Source organism: Streptosporangium roseum DSM 43021, assembly GCF_000024865.1.
GTDB lineage: Bacteria > Actinomycetota > Actinomycetes > Streptosporangiales > Streptosporangiaceae > Streptosporangium > Streptosporangium roseum.
On sequence record NC_013595.1, the window covers coordinates 4305666 to 4324610 of the forward strand.

Sequence of the window (18945 nt, forward strand, 5' to 3'; positions counted from 1 at the left end):
GAACTCAAACGATTCGATAGAGCAGCTCGGGCCGCCCGACCCCGCCGTACTGCGGGACCCGGCACGCGACGCCGCTGTCCGTCAGGTGTTCCAGGTAGCGGCGGGCGGTCACCCGCGAGATGCCGATCGCGGTGCCGGCCGCCTGCGCCGACACGCCCGCGGGGGCCTTGCGCAGCTCCGCCAGCACGGCGTCGAGGGTGACCGGGGCCATCCCCTTCGGCAGCGGGCTGTGCCCCGGGCCCCGCAGGGCGGCCAGCGCGCGGTCCACCTCGTTCTGGCCGCCGACCTCGCCCGATCCCTCCACCGACGACCGGAACTCCGCGTAGCGCGTGAGCCTCTCGCTGAGCGAGGCGAACGTGAAGGGCTTGAGCAGGTACTGCGCCACGCCGACGGAGACCGCGGACCGGACCACCGACAGGTCGCGCGCCGAGGTGACCGCGATGACGCCGGACAGGACGCCCGCCGCCCGCAGGGCCCGGCACACCTCCAGCCCGTGCATGTCGGGCAGGTAGAGGTCGAGCAGGATCAGGTCCACCGGGCGGCGCCGTACGAAACGCAGCGCCTCCCCGCCGGACCTGGCCACCCCCTCCACCCGGAAACCGGGCACCCGTTCCACGTAGAGGCGGTTCGCCTCGGCGGTGATCTCCTCGTCCTCGACGACCAGCACCGAGATCACGGAACATCCCTCCCTCGCAGCGGCAGCCGTACGGTGAACACCGCTCCCCGGCCGCCGCCGACGTCGATCGTGCCGCCCAGGCGGCGCACCGCCTGACCCACCATGGCCAGCCCGAGCCCGCGGCCGTCGCCCTTGGTGGTCCAGCCCCGCCGGAAGGCCTCCCGCGCGGTGGCGGCGTCCATCCCCGGGCCGCTGTCGGACACGCCGAGCAGGAAGGTCGTCCCGTCGGCGCGCAGGCGGACGTCCACCCGCGCGGGCGGGACGCCCGACACGGCCGCCTCGACCGCGTTGTCTATCAGATTGCCGAGGATCGTCACCAGATCCCGGCCGTCCAGGCCGATGTCGTCGAGCTCGGTGTCCGGGCTGATCGCCAGCTCCACGCCGCGCTCGGCCGCCTCGGCGCTCTTGCCCAGCAGCAGCGCCGCGAGCACCGGCTCGCGCACCGCGCCCACCACCCGGTCGGTGAGCTCCTGCGCCGCCCTCAGCTCGGCGGTCGCGAAGGCCACCGCCTGCTCGGCGCGGCCCAGCTCGACCAGGGTGATGACGGTGTGCAGCCGGTTGGCCGACTCGTGCGCGGCGGCGCGCAGGGAGTCGGCGAAGCCGCGCTCGGCGTCGAGCTGCCCGGTCAGGGACTGCAGCTCGGTGTGGTCGCGCAGGGTGACCACCGTGCCGAGCGAGCGGTTGCCGGAGCGGACCACCGCGACGTTCACCACGAGTGTCCGCTCTCCGGTCAGGTGGATCTCGTCGCTCCGGTTCTCCCCGGCGACCAGCAGCCCGGTGAGGGAGGAGGGCAGGCCCAGCTCGGTGACGTGCTGCCCGTCCGCCTCGCCGCGCAGGCCGAGGAGCTCCCGGGCGCCGTCGTTGCACAGCGTCAGCCTGCCCGCGTCGTCGACCAGCAGCAGCCCCTCCCGTACGGCGTGCAGGATCGCGTCGTGGTACTCGTACATCCGGCTGAGCTCGGCGGGGCCCATCCCGCGGGTCTGGCGGCGCAGCCGGCTGCCGACCAGATAGGTGCCCGCGCCGCCGGTGGACAGGCCGAGCAGGCCGATGACCACCGCGCCGGTGATCTGCCCGCGGAGCCTGACGCCGATCCTCTCGACCGTGATGCCCGCGCTGACCAGGGCCCGCACCCTCCCGGCGGCGTCGCGCACCGGGGCGACGGCGCGCACCGAGGAGCCGAGGGTTCCGGTGTAGGTCTCGGTGAAGGTCCGGCCCTCCAGGGCGGGCGCGGTGGTGCCCAGGAACCGGCGGCCGATCTGGGCCGGGTTGGGATGGGTGTAGCGGAGCCCGCCGGTGCTCATGATCGTGACGAAGTCCACCCCGGTCTCCCGCCGGACCCGTTCGGCGTACGGCTGGAGCGCGACGGAGTCGCCGAGGGAGGCCAGGACCGAGGGGGAGTCGGCCACGCTGACGGTCACCGCCCTGGACTTCCCCGCCGCCTCCTCCACGAGCAGGTCGCGGGCCTGGAGGAAGGCCAGCGCCGCGCCTCCCGTCACGGTGACCCCGACGACGGCGATCTGCAAGGCCAGCATCTGCCGGGCCAGGCTCCAGCGGCGCATCCGCCCCGGCAGCGTCCTCATGTCCACGACCAAAATGTACGCAATGGTGACTTGGGTCACACGGTGGACGCATAGTCGCTCGACCGAAGTTTTCCTCGAGATCGAGAAGATCGAGAGTCCACTATGTCCCGAGATCGCACTCATTATCTGTATATAGCGGTGATCATTGCGGTGATCTCCGGGATCACCGTCGGGCTCGTGGCCCCCGATCTCGGCAAGGAGCTGAAACCGCTGGGCACGGCCTTCGTCGCGCTGATCAAGATGATGATCAGCCCGATCATCTTCTGCACCATCGTGCTCGGCGTCGGATCGGTCACCCAGGCCGCCAAGGTCGGCAGGGTCGGCGGCCTGGCGCTGGGCTACTTCCTCGTCATGTCGACCGTCGCGCTGGGCATCGGCCTGGCCGTGGGCAACCTGATCGACCCCGGCCACGGCCTCCAGCTCACCGACGAGCTCCGCAGGAGCGCCGAGGCCGAGGCGGCCAAGGGCGGTGAGAGCGACACGGTGACGTTCCTGCTCGGGATGATCCCGACCACGCTGGTGTCGGCCTTCACCGAGGGCCAGGTGCTGCAGACCCTGCTGGTGGCCCTGCTCGCCGGATTCGCCCTGCAGGCCATGGGGGCGCGGGGCGCGCCCGTCCTGGCCGGCATCGGGCACATCCAGCGGCTCGTCTTCCGCATCCTCGCCATGGTCATGTGGGCCGCCCCGGTCGGCGCCTTCGGCGCGATGGCCGCGGTCGTCGGCGCCACCGGCGTGGACGCGCTCACGAGTCTCGGCGTCATCATGCTCGCCTTCTACGTGACCTGCTTGGTGTTCGTGCTGGGCGTGCTGGGGCCGATGCTCTGGCTGGTCGCCCGGGTCAACCTGCTGTCCCTGCTGCGCTACCTCAGCCGGGAGTTCCTGCTCATCCTGGGCACCTCGTCCTCGGAGTCGGCCCTGCCGCGACTGATCGCCAAGATGGAGCACCTCGGCGTGAGCCGCCCCGTCGTCGGCATCACCGTGCCGACCGGCTACTCCTTCAACCTCGACGGCACCGCCATCTACCTGACGATGGCCACCCTGTTCGTCGCGAGCGCCACCGGTGCCCCGCTCTCGCTCGGCGAGCAGGTCTCCCTGCTGGTCTTCATGATCATCGCTTCCAAGGGCGCCGCCGGGGTCACCGGCGCGGGCCTGGCCACCCTCGCCGGGGGCCTGCAGTCCCACCGTCCCGACCTGGTCGACGGCGTCGGCCTGATCGTCGGGATCGACCGCTTCATGTCCGAGGCGCGGGCGCTGACCAACTTCGCCGGCAACGCGGTCGCCACCGTCCTGGTCGGCACCTGGACCGGCGAGTTCGACCGGGAACGCGCGGCCGAGGTGCTGGCCGGCCGCGTCCCGTTCGACGAGACCACCCTGCTGGAGGAGGAGCCGCCCGCTCCGCCGGCCGAACGCGCCGATCCGGAGATGTCGGCGGTGTAGCCGGCCGGCCGGGAAGGCCGCCGGATCGCGCGGGCGATGAAGGCGCCGGGCCGGATGTGCCGGTGAGGCGCTAACGTTCAGGAGTGGGCAGGATCTTCACCGTCGAAGAGGCGCGGGCGCTGATGCCGGCGCTGCTGGAGCGGGCCGACGAATTCGTGAGCCTCCGGGGAGACCTCGCCGAGCTCGTGCGGGACCTCCGCGAGCACGGGGTCTCGGAGTCCGGGGGCCTGCCGGAGGCGAAGGCCTTCGAGGCGCGGCTGGACGAGATCCTCGGCTGGTTCGAGGCGCACGGCATCGAGATCAAGGGGGTCGCGCCCCTGCTGGTGGACTTCCCCTCGGTGCTCGACGGGGTGTCCGTCCGGCTGTGCTGGCTCGAAGGGGACCGCGACCTGGCCTGGTATCACCGCGAGGACCTCGGCTTCGCCGGTCGCCGCCCCCTCCGCCGGGCGTGATCCCTACTCGACCACCAGGGTGACTGAGATGTTGCCCCGGGTGGCGTTGGAGTAGGGGCAGACCTGATGGGTGGCCTCCACCAGGGCGGTGCCGCTCTCGCCCCGCAACTCCTCGGGGAGCTCGACCCGTAGCGTCACGGTCAGTCCGAAGGCCTGGCCGTCGGGCACGAGGCCGACCTCGGCCGTCACGGCGGCGTCGGAGACGTCGAGCTTCATCCGCCTGCCGACGAGCTGGAGCGCGCTGGCGAAACAGGCCGCGTAGCCCGCCGCGAACAGCTGCTCGGGGTTGGTGCCCTCGCCGGAGCCGCCGAGCTCCTTCGGCGGCGCGAGCGTCACGTCGAGGCGGTTGTCCGAGGTCACCGCCCGCCCTTCACGTCCGGAGGCGGTGGCGACGGCCGTGTACAGCGTGCTCATGGAGTCTCCTCTTTAGTTGCCGACAACTTGATTGTGCACAACTAAATTGATGACAGTCAAATTGATATACTGAGCGCCGTGAAGATGCTGCTGGAGAACCAGGTCTGCTTCGACGTGCACGCCGCGTCGCGGGCGCTGGACGGTGTCTACCGCAAGGAACTGCGCGAGCTCGGCCTGACCTATCCGCAGTACCTGGCGATGATGGTGCTCTGGGAGCGCCAGCCGGTGACGGTCAAGGAGCTCGGCGTGGCCCTGCGCCTCGACTCGGGCACGCTGTCGCCGCTGCTCAAGAGGCTGGAGGCGGCGGGGCTGGTGCACAGGGAGCGCAGCGCCGCCGACGAGCGCTCCGTGCTGGTACGGCTCACGCCCGAGGGCGCCGGGCTGAGGCGGCGGGCCCTGGAGGTGCCCGGCAGGATCTTCGAGGCCACCGGCCTCGACCTCGCCGAGGTGCTCGAACTGCAGGGCACGCTGCGCCGCCTCACCGCCGCCCTCGACGAGGCGGCCCGGTGATCACGGGTGACGACGTCCGCCGCGTGGCCATGGCGCTGCCCCGGACCGAGGAGAGGATCGTCAGGGACCGGGTGACGTTCCGGGTGGGCAGGATCGTCTACGCCGCGATCTCGCCCGACGAGACCTCCATGGGCTTCGCCTTCCCCAAGGAGGAGAGGGCGGCGCTCATCGCGGCCGAACCGGGGAAGTTCCACCTGCCCCGGCCCTCCGACGAGCGCTACAACTGGGTGCGGGTGTGGCTGGGCGCGATCGACGGGCCCGAGGCGCGGGAGCTCGTCGAGGAGGCATGGCGGATGGTCGTGCCCAGAAGGGTCGCGGCCGCCCACTTCGGCGAGCCCGGGGTCACGACGTCCCGCTGAGGTGGACCTCCTTGGCCGGCTCGGTCACCTGGGCGGCGGGTCTTCCGACCGGCCATACCGGGCGAAGGCCTGGACGCTGTGGCGGGCGGATCCCCCGGCGGCCGGTCCTCAGCCGCCGGGGGCGGCCGCGGCGGGCAGGTATCCCCCGGTCACCATGCGCTCGGCGATCGACTCGTAGACGGCGGGGTCTTCCGGGGTCAGCGCGGCCAGGCCGTCGACGTAGCGGTTGTACATGCAGAACGCGGCCGCGATCAGCACGGTGTCGTGGATCTCCACATCCGTGGCCCCGGCCTTCCTCGCGGCCCCGACGTGGTCGGAGGTGACCTCGAGGCCGCCGCGCTGGACGGCTCCGGCGATGTCCAGCAGCGTCTTCATCTTCTCCGTGATGGGGGCGCCGTCCGGGTCGTCGGTGACCTGGCAGACCAGGTCCATGCCGCCGGGGAGCTGCGCGGCGGCGAACGCGGCGTGCGAACGGGTGCAGAACCCGCAGTCGTTCAGCGAGGACACATAGGTCGCGATCAGCTCGCGTTCGCCCCGGGACAGGGAGTGCTCGCCACACAGCAGTACCTCGGCGAGCTGCGCCATGGGGAGAGCGGTCTGCGGCCGGTAGTGGAACAGCCCTCCGATTCCAGGTGCGTCGGTGGGCAGGTCGATGTGCGGCATGGGCCCTCCTGTTGATCGGCTCAGACGCAGCGTGGGCGAAAGGACCCCTTCCGGTCAATCCCTTCATAAAGCCAACTAAACATGTAGGAATTTCGGGTTTTAGTGTTATCGTCGGGATATGTCGGCAGCTCCTCTCCATCTCGCCGTCGCACTCGACGGCGCCGGATGGCATCCGGCGGCCTGGCGTGACCCCGCCGCCACCCCGAAGACCCTGTTCACCGCCGCCTATTGGGCCGGCCTCGCGGCCGAAGCCGAGCACGGCCTGCTCGACTTCGTCACCATCGAGGACACCCTGGCCCTGCAGACCACCCGCCTGGACGGCCCCGACGACCGCACCGACCAGGTGCGCGGCCGTTTCGACGCCGTCCTCGTGGCGTCCCGGATCGCCCCGCTGACCGGGCGGATCGGGCTGGTGCCCACGGCGACCACCACCCACACCGAGCCGTTCCACCTCGCCAGCGCCCTGTCCACCCTCGACTACGTCAGCGGCGGCCGGGCCGGATGGCGGGTGCAGGTCTCCGGGCGGCGCGCCGAGGCCGCCCACTTCGGCCGCCGTGACATCCCCGAGCTCCGGCCGGAGCACGCCGGTGCCGTCGAGACGTTCCCCGTGTTCCAGGAGCTGTTCGACGAGGCCGCCGACTCCGTCGAGGTGGTCCGCCGCCTCTGGGACAGCTGGGAGGACGACGCCGAGATCCGTGACGTGGCCACCGGCCGCTTCGTCGACCGCGACAGGCTGCACTACATCGACTTCGAAGGCCCCCGCTTCAGCGTCAGGGGCCCCTCGATCGTCCCGCGCCCGCCGCAGGGACAGCCGCCGGTCACCGCGCTGGCCCACTCCCGCCTGCCGTACGAGTTCGCCGCCCGCAGCGCCGACGTCGTCTACATCACGCCGCACGACACCGAGCAGGCGCGTGCCGTGGCGGCGGAGGTCCGCGACCTCGGCGGCGGCGAGCTGAAGATCTTCGCCGATCTGGTCGTCTTCGTGGGAGAGGACGCCCGCGACCGCAAGGCCCGGCTCGACGAGCTCGACGGCGCCGAGTACGCCTCCGACGCCGCGATCTTCACCGGGACGCCCGGCGAGCTCGCCGACCTGCTCCTGGAATGGCGCGGGGCGGGCCTGGACGGCTTCCGGCTCCGCCCCGCCGTACTGCCGGCCGACCTGACCGCGATCACCCGGGGCCTGGTCCCCGAGCTGCAGCGGCGCGACGCCTTCCGCCGCGCGTACGGGGCCGCCACGCTCCGCGGCCACCTCGGACTGCCCCGCCCCGCCAGCCGTTACGCAGGGAGCCGACGATGAAGCAGGTCATCCTCGCCGCCCACTTCCCGGGCGTGAACAACCAGACGGTCTGGAGCGATCCGGCCTCGGGCAGCCAGATCGACTTCGCCTCCTTCGCCCACCTCGCGCGGACGGCCGAGCGAGGCAGGTTCGACTTCTTCTTCCTCGCCGACGGCCAGCGGCTGCGCGAGCAGCGCGGCAGGATCCACGACCTCGACGTGGTCGGCCGCCCCGACTCGCTCACCGTGCTCTCCGCCCTCGCCGCGGTCACCACCCACCTCGGGCTGGCCGGGACGGTCAACGCCACCTTCAACGAGCCCTACGAGCTCGCGCGCAAGCTCGCCAGCCTCGACCACCTGTCCGGCGGCCGGGCCGGATGGAACGTCGTCACCTCCTCCGACGCCTTCACCGGGGAGAACTTCCGCCGGGGCGGCTACCTGGACTACTCCCAGCGCTACGAGCGCGCCGAGGAGTTCGTACGGACGGTCCGCGAGCTCTGGGACTCTTGGGCCGACGAGGACCTCGTGGCCGACCCCGCGACAGGCACCTTCGCCACGGCGAACGCCGGCGCGTTCGCCCACCGGGGCACCCACTTCGACATCGGCGGCCGCTTCACCGTGCCCCGCAGCCCGCAGCGCCATCCGCTGACCATCCAGGCCGGCGACTCCGAAGGAGGCAGGGACTTCGCGGCCGCCACCGCCGACGCGATCTTCTCCCGGCACAGCAGGCTGGCGGAGGGGCAGGCCTTCTACCGCGACATCCAGTCCAGGGTCGTCGCGCACGGCAGGGCGCCCGGCTCGCTGAAGATCCTCCCCGGGGCCACGTTCGCCCTCGGTGACACCGACGCCGAAGCCCAGGAGAACGCCGACCACATCCGGCGGCAGCAGGTCAGCCCCCAGACCGCGATCCTGCTGCTGGAGCAGCTCTGGAACCGCGACCTGTCGGCCTACGACCCCGAGGGCCCGCTGCCGGAGATCGACCCGGACGTCTCGGAGGACTCCATCATCAAGGGCCGCACCCGCATGTCCCGGGACCCGCTGAAGACGGCGGCGGAGTGGCGGGCGCTGGCCGAGGCGAAGCGGCTCGGCATCCGCGACCTGATCATCGAGGTCACCGGCCGGCAGTCCTTCATCGGCTCGCCCTCGCGGGTCGCCGAGGAGATCAACGAGTTCGTGCAGACCGACGCGGCCGACGGCTTCATCCTGGTGCCGCACCTCACGCCCACCGGCCTGGACGAGTTCGTGGACAAGGTCGTCCCGCTGCTCCAGGAGCGCGGCGTCCTGCGCGCCGAATACGGGACGACCACGCTCCGCGGCCATCTCGGACTGGAGGGCGACGTATGAAGTTCCTGGCCATCACCCTGATCGTGCACGGGCCGAACCCGATCACCGGCGAGTTGAAGTCGACCAACGCCCGCCTGCGGGAGGTGGTGGAGAACGCCGTCCTCGCCGAGGAGCTCGGCTTCGACGGCTTCGGCGTCGGCGAGCGGCACGAGCGGCCGTTCATCTCCTCCTCCCCGCCGGTCGTGCTGAGCCACATCGCCGCCAGGACGTCGTCCATCAGGCTGTTCACCGCGGTCACCACGCTGAGCCTGCTCGACCCGGTCCGGGCGTTCGAGGACTATGCCACCCTCGACCACCTCTCGGACGGCCGCCTCGAACTGATCATCGGCAAGGGGAACGGAGCCGCGCAGGCCCAGCTCTTCCACGTGACCGGCGAGGACCAGTGGGACCGCAACCGGGAGAGCTACGAGCTGTTCCGCCGGCTGTGGCGCGAGGACAAGGTCACCTGGTCAGGCCGGTTCCGGCCGTCCCTGGAGGAGGCCGAGACCTGGCCGCGCCCGCTGCAGCGGCCCATCCGCGTCTGGCACGGCAGCGCCACCAGCAAGGAGTCGGTGGACCTCGCCGCGCAGTACGGCGACCCGCTCTTCTCCGCCAACGTCACCAACCCGGTCGAGCCCTACGCCGAGCTGGTCCGCCACTACCGGGAACGCTGGGAGTTCCACGGCCACGACCCCGCCGACGCCCTCGTCGGCGCGGGCAGCGCGGGCTACTACGCGGCCAAGAACTCCCAGGACGCGATCGAGACCTACCGGCCGATCTTCGAGGCCCGCCTGGAGCTGTTCAGGAAGGCCGGCGTGGACCCGGTCTTCCACACGCTGGAGGACGCGATCGAGCGCAGCTCGATCCTGGTCGGCAGCCCCCAGCAGATCATCGACAAGGTCCACCGCTACCACGAGCGGCTCGGGCACGAGGTCATGCATCTGCACGCCGACGCGGACGGCCTGACCGACAAGCAGCACCGGGCCGCCCTCGAACTCTTCCAGAGCGAGATCGCCCCCGTGCTGCGCAGGGAGATCCCCAGCAGGCCGTTCCCGAGGCACGGAAGCCCCCGGCTCGAAAGGCAGTCATGACCTCACTGTCGATCCTCGACCTGTCCCCCGTCCCCTCCGGGGGCACGACGGGCGACGCGCTGCGCAACACCCTGGACCTGGCCAGGCGCGCCGAGGAGTTCGGCTACCGCCGTTACTGGCTGGCCGAGCACCACTTCGCGCCCGGCGTCGCCGGCGCCGCCCCCGCCGTGCTCATCGCCCTCGTGGCGGCCGCGACCAGCACGATCCGGGTCGGCTCCGGCGCCGTGCAGCTCGGCCACCAGACGGCGCTCGCCGTGGTCGAGCAGTTCGGCCTGATCGACGCGCTGTACCCGGGCCGCCTCGACCTGGGCCTCGGCCGGTCGGGCCGGCGCGGGAGCGAGTTCGCCGAGCTCGCCAAGAGGCCCCCGCAGCCGCCCGGACCGGCCAGGGTCGTGGACGGCCTGCTCATCCCGGAACCGTTCTCCTTCGCCGCCCTGGCCGCGTCGCCGCTCCTGGCGCTGTACGGCTCGCTGCTGCAGCAGCCGGGCGCGGAGAGCCCCGACTTCGCCGACCAGGTGGACGACATCCTCGCGCTGCTCGCCGGGACCTACCGGTCGGCCGAGGGGGTGGCGGCGCACGCCGTACCGGGCGAGGGCGCGGACGTGGAGCTGTGGGTGCTGGGCAGCAGCGGCGGTCAGAGCGCGCAGGTGGCGGGGGAGCGCGGGCTGCCGTTCGCGGCGAATTACCATGTCAGCCCGTCCACCGTGCTGGAGGCGGCCGAGGCCTACCGGGAGGCGTTCAAGCCGTCGGAGACCCTCGCCGAACCCCATCTGATCGTCTCGGCCGACGTGGTCGTGGCCGAGGACGACGACACGGCCCGCGAGCTCGCCTCGCCGTACGGATTGTGGGTGCGCAGCATCCGCACCGGCGCGGGCGCGATCCCGTTCCCGACGCCGGAGGAGGCCGCGGCGCACGAGTGGAGCGAGGAGGACCACGCGCTGGTCGCCGACCGGGTGGCGACCCAGTTCGCCGGCTCGCCGCGGACCGTCGCCGAGAGGCTGCGCGTCCTGCGCGACGTCACCGGCGCCGACGAGCTGCTCGTCACCACCATCACCCACGACCACGCCGACCGGGTCCGCTCCTACGAGCTGCTCGCAAAGGAGTGGGCCGGCGGCTGAGAGCGCGGGCGGGGGATCGGGGACCCGCGTCCGGCGCGCGCTCCGCAGGGGAGACCGCGCGCCGGACGCGACCGTCAGGCGCTCAGGCGCGCTTGGCGATGGCGGTGATGAGGGGCTGGACGAGCCGCGCGGCCAGGGGGCCGAACGCGGCGAGGATGAGCACGTAGGCGGCGGCCAGCGGGCCGAGGTCGGGGTGGACCCCGGCGGCCACCGCGAGCCCGGCGATCACGATGTTGAACTCGCCGCGGGGGATGAGCGCGATGCCCGCCCGCGCCTGTCCCGCCTTGGCTATCCCCGCCCGACGGGCGGCGTAGGCGCCGGTGAGCAGCTTGGTGACCATGCTGACCAGGGCGAGCAGCGCGGCCAGCCCGGCGACCGGAAGGATCTTGCTGGGGTCGGTCTGCAGGCCGAAGAAGACGAAGAACACCGCGGCGAACAGATCCCGGAGCGGGCTCAGCAGCGCCTGGGCGTCCTCGGCCAGCTCTCCGGAGACCGCGATGCCGACCAGGAAGGCCCCGACGGCGGCGGAGACCTGGAGCTGCTGGGCCACTCCGGCGACCAGCATCGCGAGCCCGACCACCTTCAGCAGCAGCACCTCCGAGTTGGGGCTGGAGATGAACGCCTCGATGAAGCGGCCGTAGCGGAGCGCGACCAGCAGCACCACGCTGACGGTGCCCAGCGCGATCCCCACGGTGACCGCGCCGCCGACGAAGCTCACCCCGGCCAGCATGGCGGTGAGGATCGGCAGGTAGACCGCCATGGTCAGGTCCTCGAAGACCAGCAGGGACAGCACCACCGGGGTCTCCCGGTTGCCGATCCAGCCCAGATCGGACAGGACCTTGGCGGTGATGCCGGAGGAGGTGGCGTAGGTGACGCCGGCCATGGCCACCGCGGCCACCGGGCCCCAGCCGAGCAGCAGCGCCGCGATCGCGCCGGGCGCCGCGTTGAGCACCAGGTCGACGACCCCGGCACGGGCGTTGCCCTTCAGGCTCGTCACGAGCTCGTCGGCGTTGTACTCCAGGCCGAGGGTGAGCAGCAGCAGGATGACGCCGATCTCGGCGCCGACCGAGATGAACTCCTCGCTGGTGGCCAGGGGCAGGATGCCGCCCTGCCCGAAGGCCAGGCCCGCGAGGAGGTAGAGGGGGATGGGGGAGATGCCCACGCGCATGGCGAGGGCACCGAGGATGCCGAGCCCGAGGAGGACGGCACCGAGTTCCAGGATCAGAGTTGCCGTGTCGTGCACCCGCTGCCCTAACCGTTGGTCAGGATGTCGGCGACAGAGGCGGTGCTCTCCGGGCTGCCCACCACGACGACCACGTCACCGTCGGCGAACACGAAGTCGGGGCCGGGGCTGGCGAAGACCTGCCCGGCACGGACCACGGCCACGACGGAGGCGCCGGTGCGGGTGCGCACGCGCGCGTCACCCATCGGCCGCCCGTCGTACGGGGTGCCGGGCAGGATGGGAAGCTGGAGGCTGACCAGGCCTTCGACCTCGCGGTGCAGGGCGTTGAGACGCTGCACGATGCGCGGCGCGCCGAGCAGCTCGCAGAGGGCGTCGGCCTCCTCGTCGTTCAGCTTGACGGTCTCGCACGCGCGATCGGGGTCGGTTGGATCGTATATCACTAAGTCGCGGCGGCCCGTCCGGTGGGAGACGATCCCGATCCGCCGCCCCGAACGAGTGGTGAACTCGTGCCGTAGTCCGATTCCGGGCAGTGCCGTCTGCTCGACCTCCACCGTGCCATTCCTCCGTTTGTGCATGTAGCGGCTGTTTACCTGAACCTACCAATCAATGACATAAGGGGAGGATCTCCAAGGTGACATGTGCCATCCGACTGGCTTCGCGTGCTGCCCGTGCGGCGGTGGGCGGAACCCGCCTGCGGCCCGCCGGCACCGTCGCCCTTGAACTCCGGGCCTGCCGTCCACACCGCGTCCCGCCGCGCCGGTGAGCGGCCGGCCGGCGGCGCGCCGGCCGCCCCGCCCGTGGAACCTCGGGCGCGTGATCGCGTTTGTCGGTCGGGGTCGCTAGCGTTCCGCGCATCACATCGGCACAGGTGACGAATCCCTGCAGAATGTGACAGATCATGGACGGCGAAAGGCGGAACCGGTGGGTTGGCTGGCGGTGGGCGACGCGTACGAAGTCGCCCTCATAGAGGGCCGGATCACGGCGAGAGCCGCCTCGGGCAGGTCGGCGGGGCGGCAGCTGAAGTCGCTGCCCAAGGCGTTGCGGGAGCATCCGGAGGTGGACCGGCTGCGCCGCTTCGCCGAGTGGCTCGACCGGCACGCCGCCGCGTGCGTGGCACAGGTGGACATCTGGATGGTGTCGTCCCTGCCCGTTCCGACCGGGCTGCTGGCCCGCGTGTGGCCGGACGAGGCGTGGCAGACGGCCCTGCGGGACCTGGCCGTGGTCGGCGACGACCCGGACGAGGTCGGCTTCCTGCGGGACGCCACCGACTCCGGGGAGTTGCGGGTGGTGAACCTGGACGGCGAGACCGTCCGGCTGTCCCCGCGGACGGTGACCCTGCCGCATCCCGTGCTGCTGCCCGAACTGGACGACCTCCGGGAGTTCGCCGCGGAGCTGGGCGTGGTCCAGAAGGTCGAGCAGATCCACCGCGCCACCTGGCGCAGGCCCGCGGACCTCGCGGAGCGCGGCGAGAAGGCGACCGACGTGACGGAGTTCGCCGGGGGCAGATACACCTCCCGGTTCGGCCTGGCGGCCCGGGCCACCTCGCTCGGCTACCGGGTGTCCGGAGGTTACGCCACGTGCCGGGTCCGCGACGCCGGGCGGATCGCGGAGGCGGCCGTGTGGATCGGCGAGCCGTACTGGGACGGCGAGGTGACGACGGGCGGCCTCACCTGGCACGACCAGGACGGAAGATCGCTTCCGCTGCGCGAGGTCGGCCCGGTCGCCTGGTCGGAGGGTATGCGGATGGCCGCGGCGCTCCACGCCGGCCGGCAGGTCGAAGAGGGGAATGACGCGTGAGCGGGGACATGTCGCAGGCGGAGGCCAGGACCGCGGAACTGCTGAAGGCCGGAGCGGTGCTGCCCCCGGACACCGAGGGGGCCGGTGACCGGGCGGTGCCGCTGACCGCCCGGCGCTACCGTCACCCCGGGCTGGACGACCGGGTGGTCGTACGCCTGGTCGCCGGGGAGCTCGGCGCGGCCGAGGACCTGGCGGCGGGCTTCCTGGGCCTGGAGCCGGACGGGGAGCCCGCCGTCGTCGGGCTGGGGGCGCGACGCTCCCTCGGCTTCCCGGAATGGGTGCTGGTGCACCACCCCGGGGACGGGCACCACGCGCTCGCCGTCGTGCCCGAGCTGGAGCGTACGGCCCGGCAGGTCAAGTCCAAGCCGAAGGCCGCGCTGGACGCCTACCAGCGGCTCGCCGGTCAGCTGGCCGCGTCCGTCCCGCACTTCCTGCCCACGTTCTACGAGCAGGCCGGCCGGGTGTTCCTGGGCGTGGAGAACACCACCTACGCCGCGCAGATGTTCGCCCAGGCGCGCAAGGCCGAGGCGGAGCACGGGCTCGCGGTGGACGAGGACCGGCTCGACGCGGTGTTCCTGGAGTTCGCGCTCGCGGGGGCGCTGCCGGTCAAGGTGCTCTCCGGATACGCCAGGGAGATGGCCGGCCGGTTGCCCGCGGACGAGGCGCTGCGCCGGTTCACGCGGCTGTGCGTACGGCGCACCGCGGGAGGGCTGCCGCCGTCGGCGCAGATGGCGAACGACCTGCGGCGGCTCGCCAGAGCCGCCGGCGCGGACGCGGCCGAGGCGGAACAGGCGTACCTGGCCGAACTGCTCGGCCTGCCGGCCACCCAGCGGGCCGCGGCGGGCTGGTGGAAGGCCCACCGCCCGGCGGTCGCGTCGCTGGGCCGGCGGGAGCCCGAGGTCCGCGGGACGCTGCTGAACAGCATGCCGCAGGTCAGGGACGGCGAGCTGCCGGGCCTGTGGCTGGAGATACTCGAGGAGTCCGGCGCCACCGCCGGCCTGGCCGGCGGCGAGGTGCCCGAGCGGGAGCGGCCCGCCGACGGCACCGCGGGCTGGCTCGGGAGATTCCTGCTGGCACGGGACCGCGCCGGGGGGATCCCGCCGCGCCTGCCCAGCCTGTACACGCTGGTGGAGCGGGTGGCCGACCGGCTGCGGGCCGAGCTCGCCGAGCCGGGCCGCAAGGCGCCGACGGTCGAATACGACGTCGACCTGCTGGACCTGCTGCTCGCCCTGGACATCCCCGTGGCCGACCCCGACGAGCGCCGGTCGCTGCACCTGATTCCCTGGGCGAAGGGCGAAGGCCGGCGCGATCTGCTCGCCCTGGCCGCCGACCCCCGCTTCCGGCCCGCCTTCCAGCGCGGGGCCGACGGGTTCGGCGCCAACGAGTACGGGCAGCGGGCCGTCCGCGTCCTGGCGGAGTCCCCCGGCGGGCGGCCGATGCTCGCCGAGTGGATGCGGAAGGTGGCCCTGCGGTCGTCGGCCGCCGGACTGCCGGAGCTGCCCGACGCCATGCGGCGGCTGTCCTGGCTGCCGGGCGAGGCGCTGGTCCTGGCCGAGGAGGAGGTGCGCCAGGCGGCCGGGGCCGACGTCGCGCTGGTGCTCGCCCGGACGCTCAGGGCCGGGCTCTTCGACGAACTGGGCTGGCCGGCCTGGGAGGAGGCGGCCGAGACCCTCGTGCCGAGGAAGGACGTCGACGACCTCGTCGTCGCCGACGCCTGGCCGCATCTGATCGTCGCGGGACCCTCGCAGGTCCGGGTGCTCAGCGCCGAGGGCACCGTGCTCACCCACGACCTGCGTGTCCCGGCCGGGGACACCTGGGGCGACGACCACGGCTTCCACTACGTGGACGGCGAGCTGCTCGTCTACTGGCACTCCCGGCAGCTCGGCAGCGAGCTGCGCGGATACTGGCACACCTCGGCCGACCGGATCCATCTGCTGGAGGGGATCGGCAGCACCCGAGGCACGCGCCTGAACTGGTACCGAGGCGACGATCCGGTCAGCCTGCCGCTGCCCGGCGGCGGGCGGACGACCGGCCAGGGGGTGCTGCACCCCGGAGACACGGCCGTGCCCGGCGAGCGGTCGGTGATCACCGACGGCACCTCGTTCTGGGTGTGGACCTGGGACGGCTCCGACCACGAGAGCACCGGATGGTACGAATACGACCCGCTCAGCGGGGAGCAGGGCAGGAAGGGCGTGCCCGGCTTCCTCGCCGACGCGCTCCGCACCGCCCCGGCGGGCAGCACGTTCCGGTCGGGCTGGCTGCTGCCCGCTCCTTCGGACGGGCCCACCCCCGTCGGCACGCCGGTGGGCGGCCTGTTCGGCTGGCGGGTGGTGGTGCTGCCCGACGGGTCGATGCGCGGTGAGGACCTCTCCGGCCGCGCCGTCACCGTGGCGCCCGATTCCAGAGCCCCGCTGCGCGCCCTGACGTTCCCCGGCGACGACCGGCCCCGGGCCGTCGTGAAGAACGGGGGCTACCAGGTCGACCTGGTCGACCTGGACGGCGTCGTCACCGCTGTGGCCAAGACGGACAACGTCCCCGGCGCCTTCGCCGCGGGCACGCTCGTCCTGCCGCCGCCGCGCTACTGGCACTGCCTCCGGCCGAGGGACCCGGAGGGCTCCGCGCTGCTGCGCCGCATGGACCGGGACACCTCGGCGGCCCTGCTGGAAGCGGTCGTCGCCGGGGGCGAGACCGGAGAGGAGGAGCTGCGGGCGCGGATCCGGGCCCTGCTGCCGCAGGTGAGCCATGACGCGCTGGTGGCGGGCATCACCGGGGTCGTGCGCTTCGCCGCCGCCCGGCAGGCCGAGCTGGACGCCGTCGCGGCCCGGCTCTCCGAGGCACTCGCCGGCGGACACCGGGAGGAGTCGCCCACCGGCCCGGTGGACCGGCTGCTCAACCAGGCGCTCAGCGGCCTCGGCGGCTCCGCCGACAACTCGTGGCACAGCCAGGAGCTGGACGGCGCCTTCCGGCAGATCCAGTCGATCGGCCAGGCGCTGGCGGCGGCCCCCTCGGAGGCGCCCCCGGGCCGCCTCCACCTCGACCTGCCGGAGTCGCCGCCCGCAGGCCTGAACTGGGCCCCCCTGCTCGACCACTCCGCCGCCCTGGCGTTCCGGGCCGCGACGGCGACGATCGAGGAGGAACACCGCACCGCACTGCACGCGCTCCTGCGTGACCTGCGCGATCTCGGGCTGCCCGCCGCGGCCGACCCCTCCCGGTGGCGCCGGATGTCGCTGCACCTCGAAAAACACCACCTGCCCGTGGTCGACGGCAGCCTGCGCCGCGGCACATGGCTCGGGGTGCTGCCGCTGGGCGGCGGCGCGCTCCTCGCCTTCGTGAGCCGGTCGTCCCCGGACGACTCCGGCTGCGTGTGGACGGCGCTGTTCCACGACCCGGCCGGCCGCTTCGACGTCCCCAGCCCGTACACCGTCCGCTCCTCGTCCCCCGTGGGCGAGGACCGGCGGGAGGGCTGGCTCGGCGCGTTCCTCACCGAGCTGGCCGAGCGGGGCCCCGCGCCCTGGCGGCCCGAGGCCGCGGAGGAGTTCGCCCGGCTCACCGGCGTCTCCCAGACGGTCGCCCGGCTGGTCGTGGCCGGCCTGCCGTACGTGGACGCCTACGAGCGCGGCTTCATCACCAAGGAGGCGCGGGCCACCCTCGGGGTGAAGATGGCCGATGCGGCCGTCGCCAAGGACGAGCTGCGCAAGCTGAGCGCCCACGCCCGGCGCGCGGTCGTCGCGGCGCTCCTGCCCGAGGACCCCGCCCGCCTCTGGACGGACGGCCCGGACGCGGCCGGCGCGGCGCAGGTGTGGAACAGCGAGGTGGGGCGGCAGGCGGCGATCCCCGAATGGCTGCTCGGCGAGGCGGCCCGCGCGGTGCGGACGGGATGGGACACGGGCCGGGCACTGCGCGCCCTCGCCGACCCGGCCGCCGCGCCGGAGCTGAGCCGGGATCTGGTCTGGGGCGTCAACGGCGACCGGGTCAGACCCGTCGACGGGAACGCCACCGGATTCACCGCGAGCACGCTCGTCACGGCCGTCGCCACAGCGGGCTGGCTCGCCCACCGGCTCCCCGCCGGAGACCCGATCCGCGCCGCCCTGCCGAGGGCGCTGGCGATGGTCCGCGACCGGCTGGCCGGCCCGGAGCTGATGCTCGACCTCGGCCGGTACGTCGACCTGCCCGGGTTCCGCAAGGCCGCCGGAGCCCCGACCGAGATCGGCGAGGGCTACGAGAGATACGGCGCCGTCATCATGGCCACCTATGACACCCGCCCGGCGCCGGGCATCCGTACGGCCCTGCTGGACGCGGCCGGCGACGATCCGTACCTGCGCGCCCTGGTCGGCTCCGAGGGCTCGTTCCCGGTCGAGACGGCGCTGCGTACCGCCCGTGACCCGCGGTTCGAGGCGCTCCTGGCCGATCCGGGCGACCCCGTGGAGGGGGAGCGGGACGCGGACGGCACGTGGTGGCCGCAGGATCCCACCCGGTCGGTGCCCGAACTGGTCGTCGAGGTGGCGAAGGAGCACGGTCTCGGCGAGGACGCCGCGGTCCTCTACCTGACACTGCTGGCCATGCCGGATCCGACCGACCGCAATGTCGCCCGGTGGACGGGCTGGAAGCCCGCCCGCCTCAAGGAGGCCCGCGCCGAGCTGGCCGCCGGCGCCCTCGTCGTCGAGGCCAACCGGGCGCGGGCCGGGCGCTCGCTGTTCCTGCCCGGCGGCTGGACGGAGCTGAAGGCGCCGTGCCTCCCGCTGGAGCAGTGGAAACTCCCCCTGTTCGACGGGGCCGGGAGCCAGAGCACACCGATCGTGCCGATCCAGCCCGCCGCCGACCTCTACCGCAGGGCCTGGCAGCGGGTCCGGGACGGCGACGCTCCCCGGTTCGAGGAGCTCAGGGTCAGGCGCGGCAGGCGCCGCTGAACCCGGGCACCGGGGCGGGTGCGACCCCGGTCCCGTCCGGCGGGCGCACCCGCCTCGCCGGACGGGGCCGGGCCCTCACCGCGCCGCGGCGCGGGGGAGACACCCGGCACCGGCCGGGCCGCCCACCACGGGCGGCACTTCACAGATCATCATCCAGAGC

The 18945-nt window shown here is 73.1% G+C and carries 16 protein-coding genes; 10 read left to right on the forward strand and 6 right to left on the reverse strand.

The genetic code is table 11. From position 1 onward, the window contains the following. Positions 1-4 precede the first annotated feature (4 nt). Together SROS_RS18770 and SROS_RS18775 are read right to left on the reverse strand one after the other, a co-directional pair. The gene (locus SROS_RS18770) at positions 5-676 is read right to left on the reverse strand and encodes a response regulator (RefSeq protein ID WP_012890528.1); all 672 of its coding nucleotides are present in this window, start codon (positions 674-676) and stop codon (positions 5-7) included. Further along, on the reverse strand, positions 673-2256 hold the full coding sequence (locus SROS_RS18775; RefSeq protein ID WP_245564752.1) for a sensor histidine kinase: 1584 nt from the start codon (positions 2254-2256) through the stop codon (positions 673-675). Before SROS_RS18775 ends, SROS_RS18770 begins: the two co-directional genes overlap by 4 nt. A 138-nt stretch (positions 2257-2394) precedes the next feature. Here SROS_RS18775 and SROS_RS18780 point away from each other — a divergent pair, with 138 nt between their 5' ends. Together SROS_RS18780 and SROS_RS18785 are read left to right on the forward strand one after the other, a co-directional pair. Further along, positions 2395-3693 carry a cation:dicarboxylate symporter family transporter gene (locus tag SROS_RS18780; RefSeq protein WP_245564672.1) on the forward strand — a complete coding sequence of 433 codons (1299 nt, stop codon included), beginning with the start codon at positions 2395-2397 and terminating at the stop codon, positions 3691-3693. Between the two features lie 83 nt (positions 3694-3776). Further along, complete coding sequence (locus SROS_RS18785) at positions 3777-4145, forward strand: DUF2203 domain-containing protein (RefSeq protein WP_012890531.1); 369 nt, start codon at positions 3777-3779, stop codon at positions 4143-4145. A 3-nt stretch (positions 4146-4148) separates the two neighbouring features. Here the strand turns inward: SROS_RS18785 and SROS_RS18790 are convergent, their stop codons facing one another. After that, entirely contained in the window at positions 4149-4559 is a 411-nt protein-coding gene (locus SROS_RS18790; protein WP_012890532.1) for an organic hydroperoxide resistance protein, read from the reverse strand. Positions 4560-4643: 84 nt separating this feature from the next. On the opposite strand from SROS_RS18790, the gene SROS_RS18795 reads away from it, so the two are divergent. Both SROS_RS18795 and SROS_RS18800 read left to right on the forward strand, forming a co-directional pair. After that, positions 4644-5069, forward strand: coding sequence for a MarR family winged helix-turn-helix transcriptional regulator (locus SROS_RS18795; protein ID WP_012890533.1), 426 nt, complete (start codon positions 4644-4646; stop codon positions 5067-5069). Next, a complete protein-coding gene (locus tag SROS_RS18800; protein WP_012890534.1) occupies positions 5066-5428 on the forward strand; it encodes an MmcQ/YjbR family DNA-binding protein in 363 nt (120 codons plus the stop codon). The genes SROS_RS18795 and SROS_RS18800 overlap by 4 nt, the downstream gene beginning before the upstream one ends. Positions 5429-5536: 108 nt before the next feature. On the opposite strand, the gene SROS_RS18805 is transcribed toward SROS_RS18800, so the two are convergent. Continuing rightward, positions 5537-6091: a carboxymuconolactone decarboxylase family protein gene (locus SROS_RS18805; RefSeq protein WP_012890535.1), complete on the reverse strand. Its 555-nt coding sequence runs from the start codon at positions 6089-6091 to the stop codon at positions 5537-5539. Positions 6092-6209: 118 nt separating this feature from the next. Between SROS_RS18805 and SROS_RS52990 the strand changes: the two genes are divergently transcribed. The 4 genes from SROS_RS52990 to SROS_RS18825 are packed head-to-tail and all read left to right on the forward strand — an operon-like array spanning position 6210 to position 10898. Then, positions 6210-7388 (forward strand): LLM class flavin-dependent oxidoreductase, encoded by a 1179-nt coding sequence (locus SROS_RS52990; RefSeq protein WP_012890536.1) that lies wholly within the window; start codon positions 6210-6212, stop codon positions 7386-7388. Further along, on the forward strand, positions 7385-8710 hold the full coding sequence (locus SROS_RS18815) for an NtaA/DmoA family FMN-dependent monooxygenase (RefSeq protein WP_012890537.1): 1326 nt from the start codon (positions 7385-7387) through the stop codon (positions 8708-8710). Before SROS_RS52990 ends, SROS_RS18815 begins: the two co-directional genes overlap by 4 nt. Further along, positions 8707-9780 (forward strand): LLM class flavin-dependent oxidoreductase, encoded by a 1074-nt coding sequence (locus SROS_RS18820; RefSeq protein WP_012890538.1) that lies wholly within the window; start codon positions 8707-8709, stop codon positions 9778-9780. Before SROS_RS18815 ends, SROS_RS18820 begins: the two co-directional genes overlap by 4 nt. Continuing rightward, the gene (locus SROS_RS18825; protein WP_012890539.1) at positions 9777-10898 is read left to right on the forward strand and encodes an MsnO8 family LLM class oxidoreductase; all 1122 of its coding nucleotides are present in this window, start codon (positions 9777-9779) and stop codon (positions 10896-10898) included. The genes SROS_RS18820 and SROS_RS18825 overlap by 4 nt, the downstream gene beginning before the upstream one ends. Before the next feature lie 82 nt (positions 10899-10980). On the opposite strand, the gene SROS_RS18830 is transcribed toward SROS_RS18825, so the two are convergent. Together SROS_RS18830 and SROS_RS18835 are read right to left on the reverse strand one after the other, a co-directional pair. After that, entirely contained in the window at positions 10981-12141 is a 1161-nt protein-coding gene (locus SROS_RS18830) for a cation:proton antiporter (RefSeq protein WP_012890540.1), read from the reverse strand. Between the two features lie 8 nt (positions 12142-12149). Next, positions 12150-12632, reverse strand: a complete 483-nt coding sequence (locus SROS_RS18835; RefSeq protein ID WP_012890541.1) for a cation:proton antiporter regulatory subunit — start codon at positions 12630-12632, stop codon at positions 12150-12152. Between the two features lie 370 nt (positions 12633-13002). Here SROS_RS18835 and SROS_RS18840 point away from each other — a divergent pair, with 370 nt between their 5' ends. Further along, on the forward strand, positions 13003-13878 hold the full coding sequence (locus SROS_RS18840; protein WP_012890542.1) for a DUF4132 domain-containing protein: 876 nt from the start codon (positions 13003-13005) through the stop codon (positions 13876-13878). Continuing rightward, positions 13875-18785, forward strand: a complete 4911-nt coding sequence (locus SROS_RS18845; protein WP_218919873.1) for a DNA-binding protein — start codon at positions 13875-13877, stop codon at positions 18783-18785. The genes SROS_RS18840 and SROS_RS18845 overlap by 4 nt, the downstream gene beginning before the upstream one ends. The last annotated feature ends 160 nt before the right edge of the window (positions 18786-18945 follow it).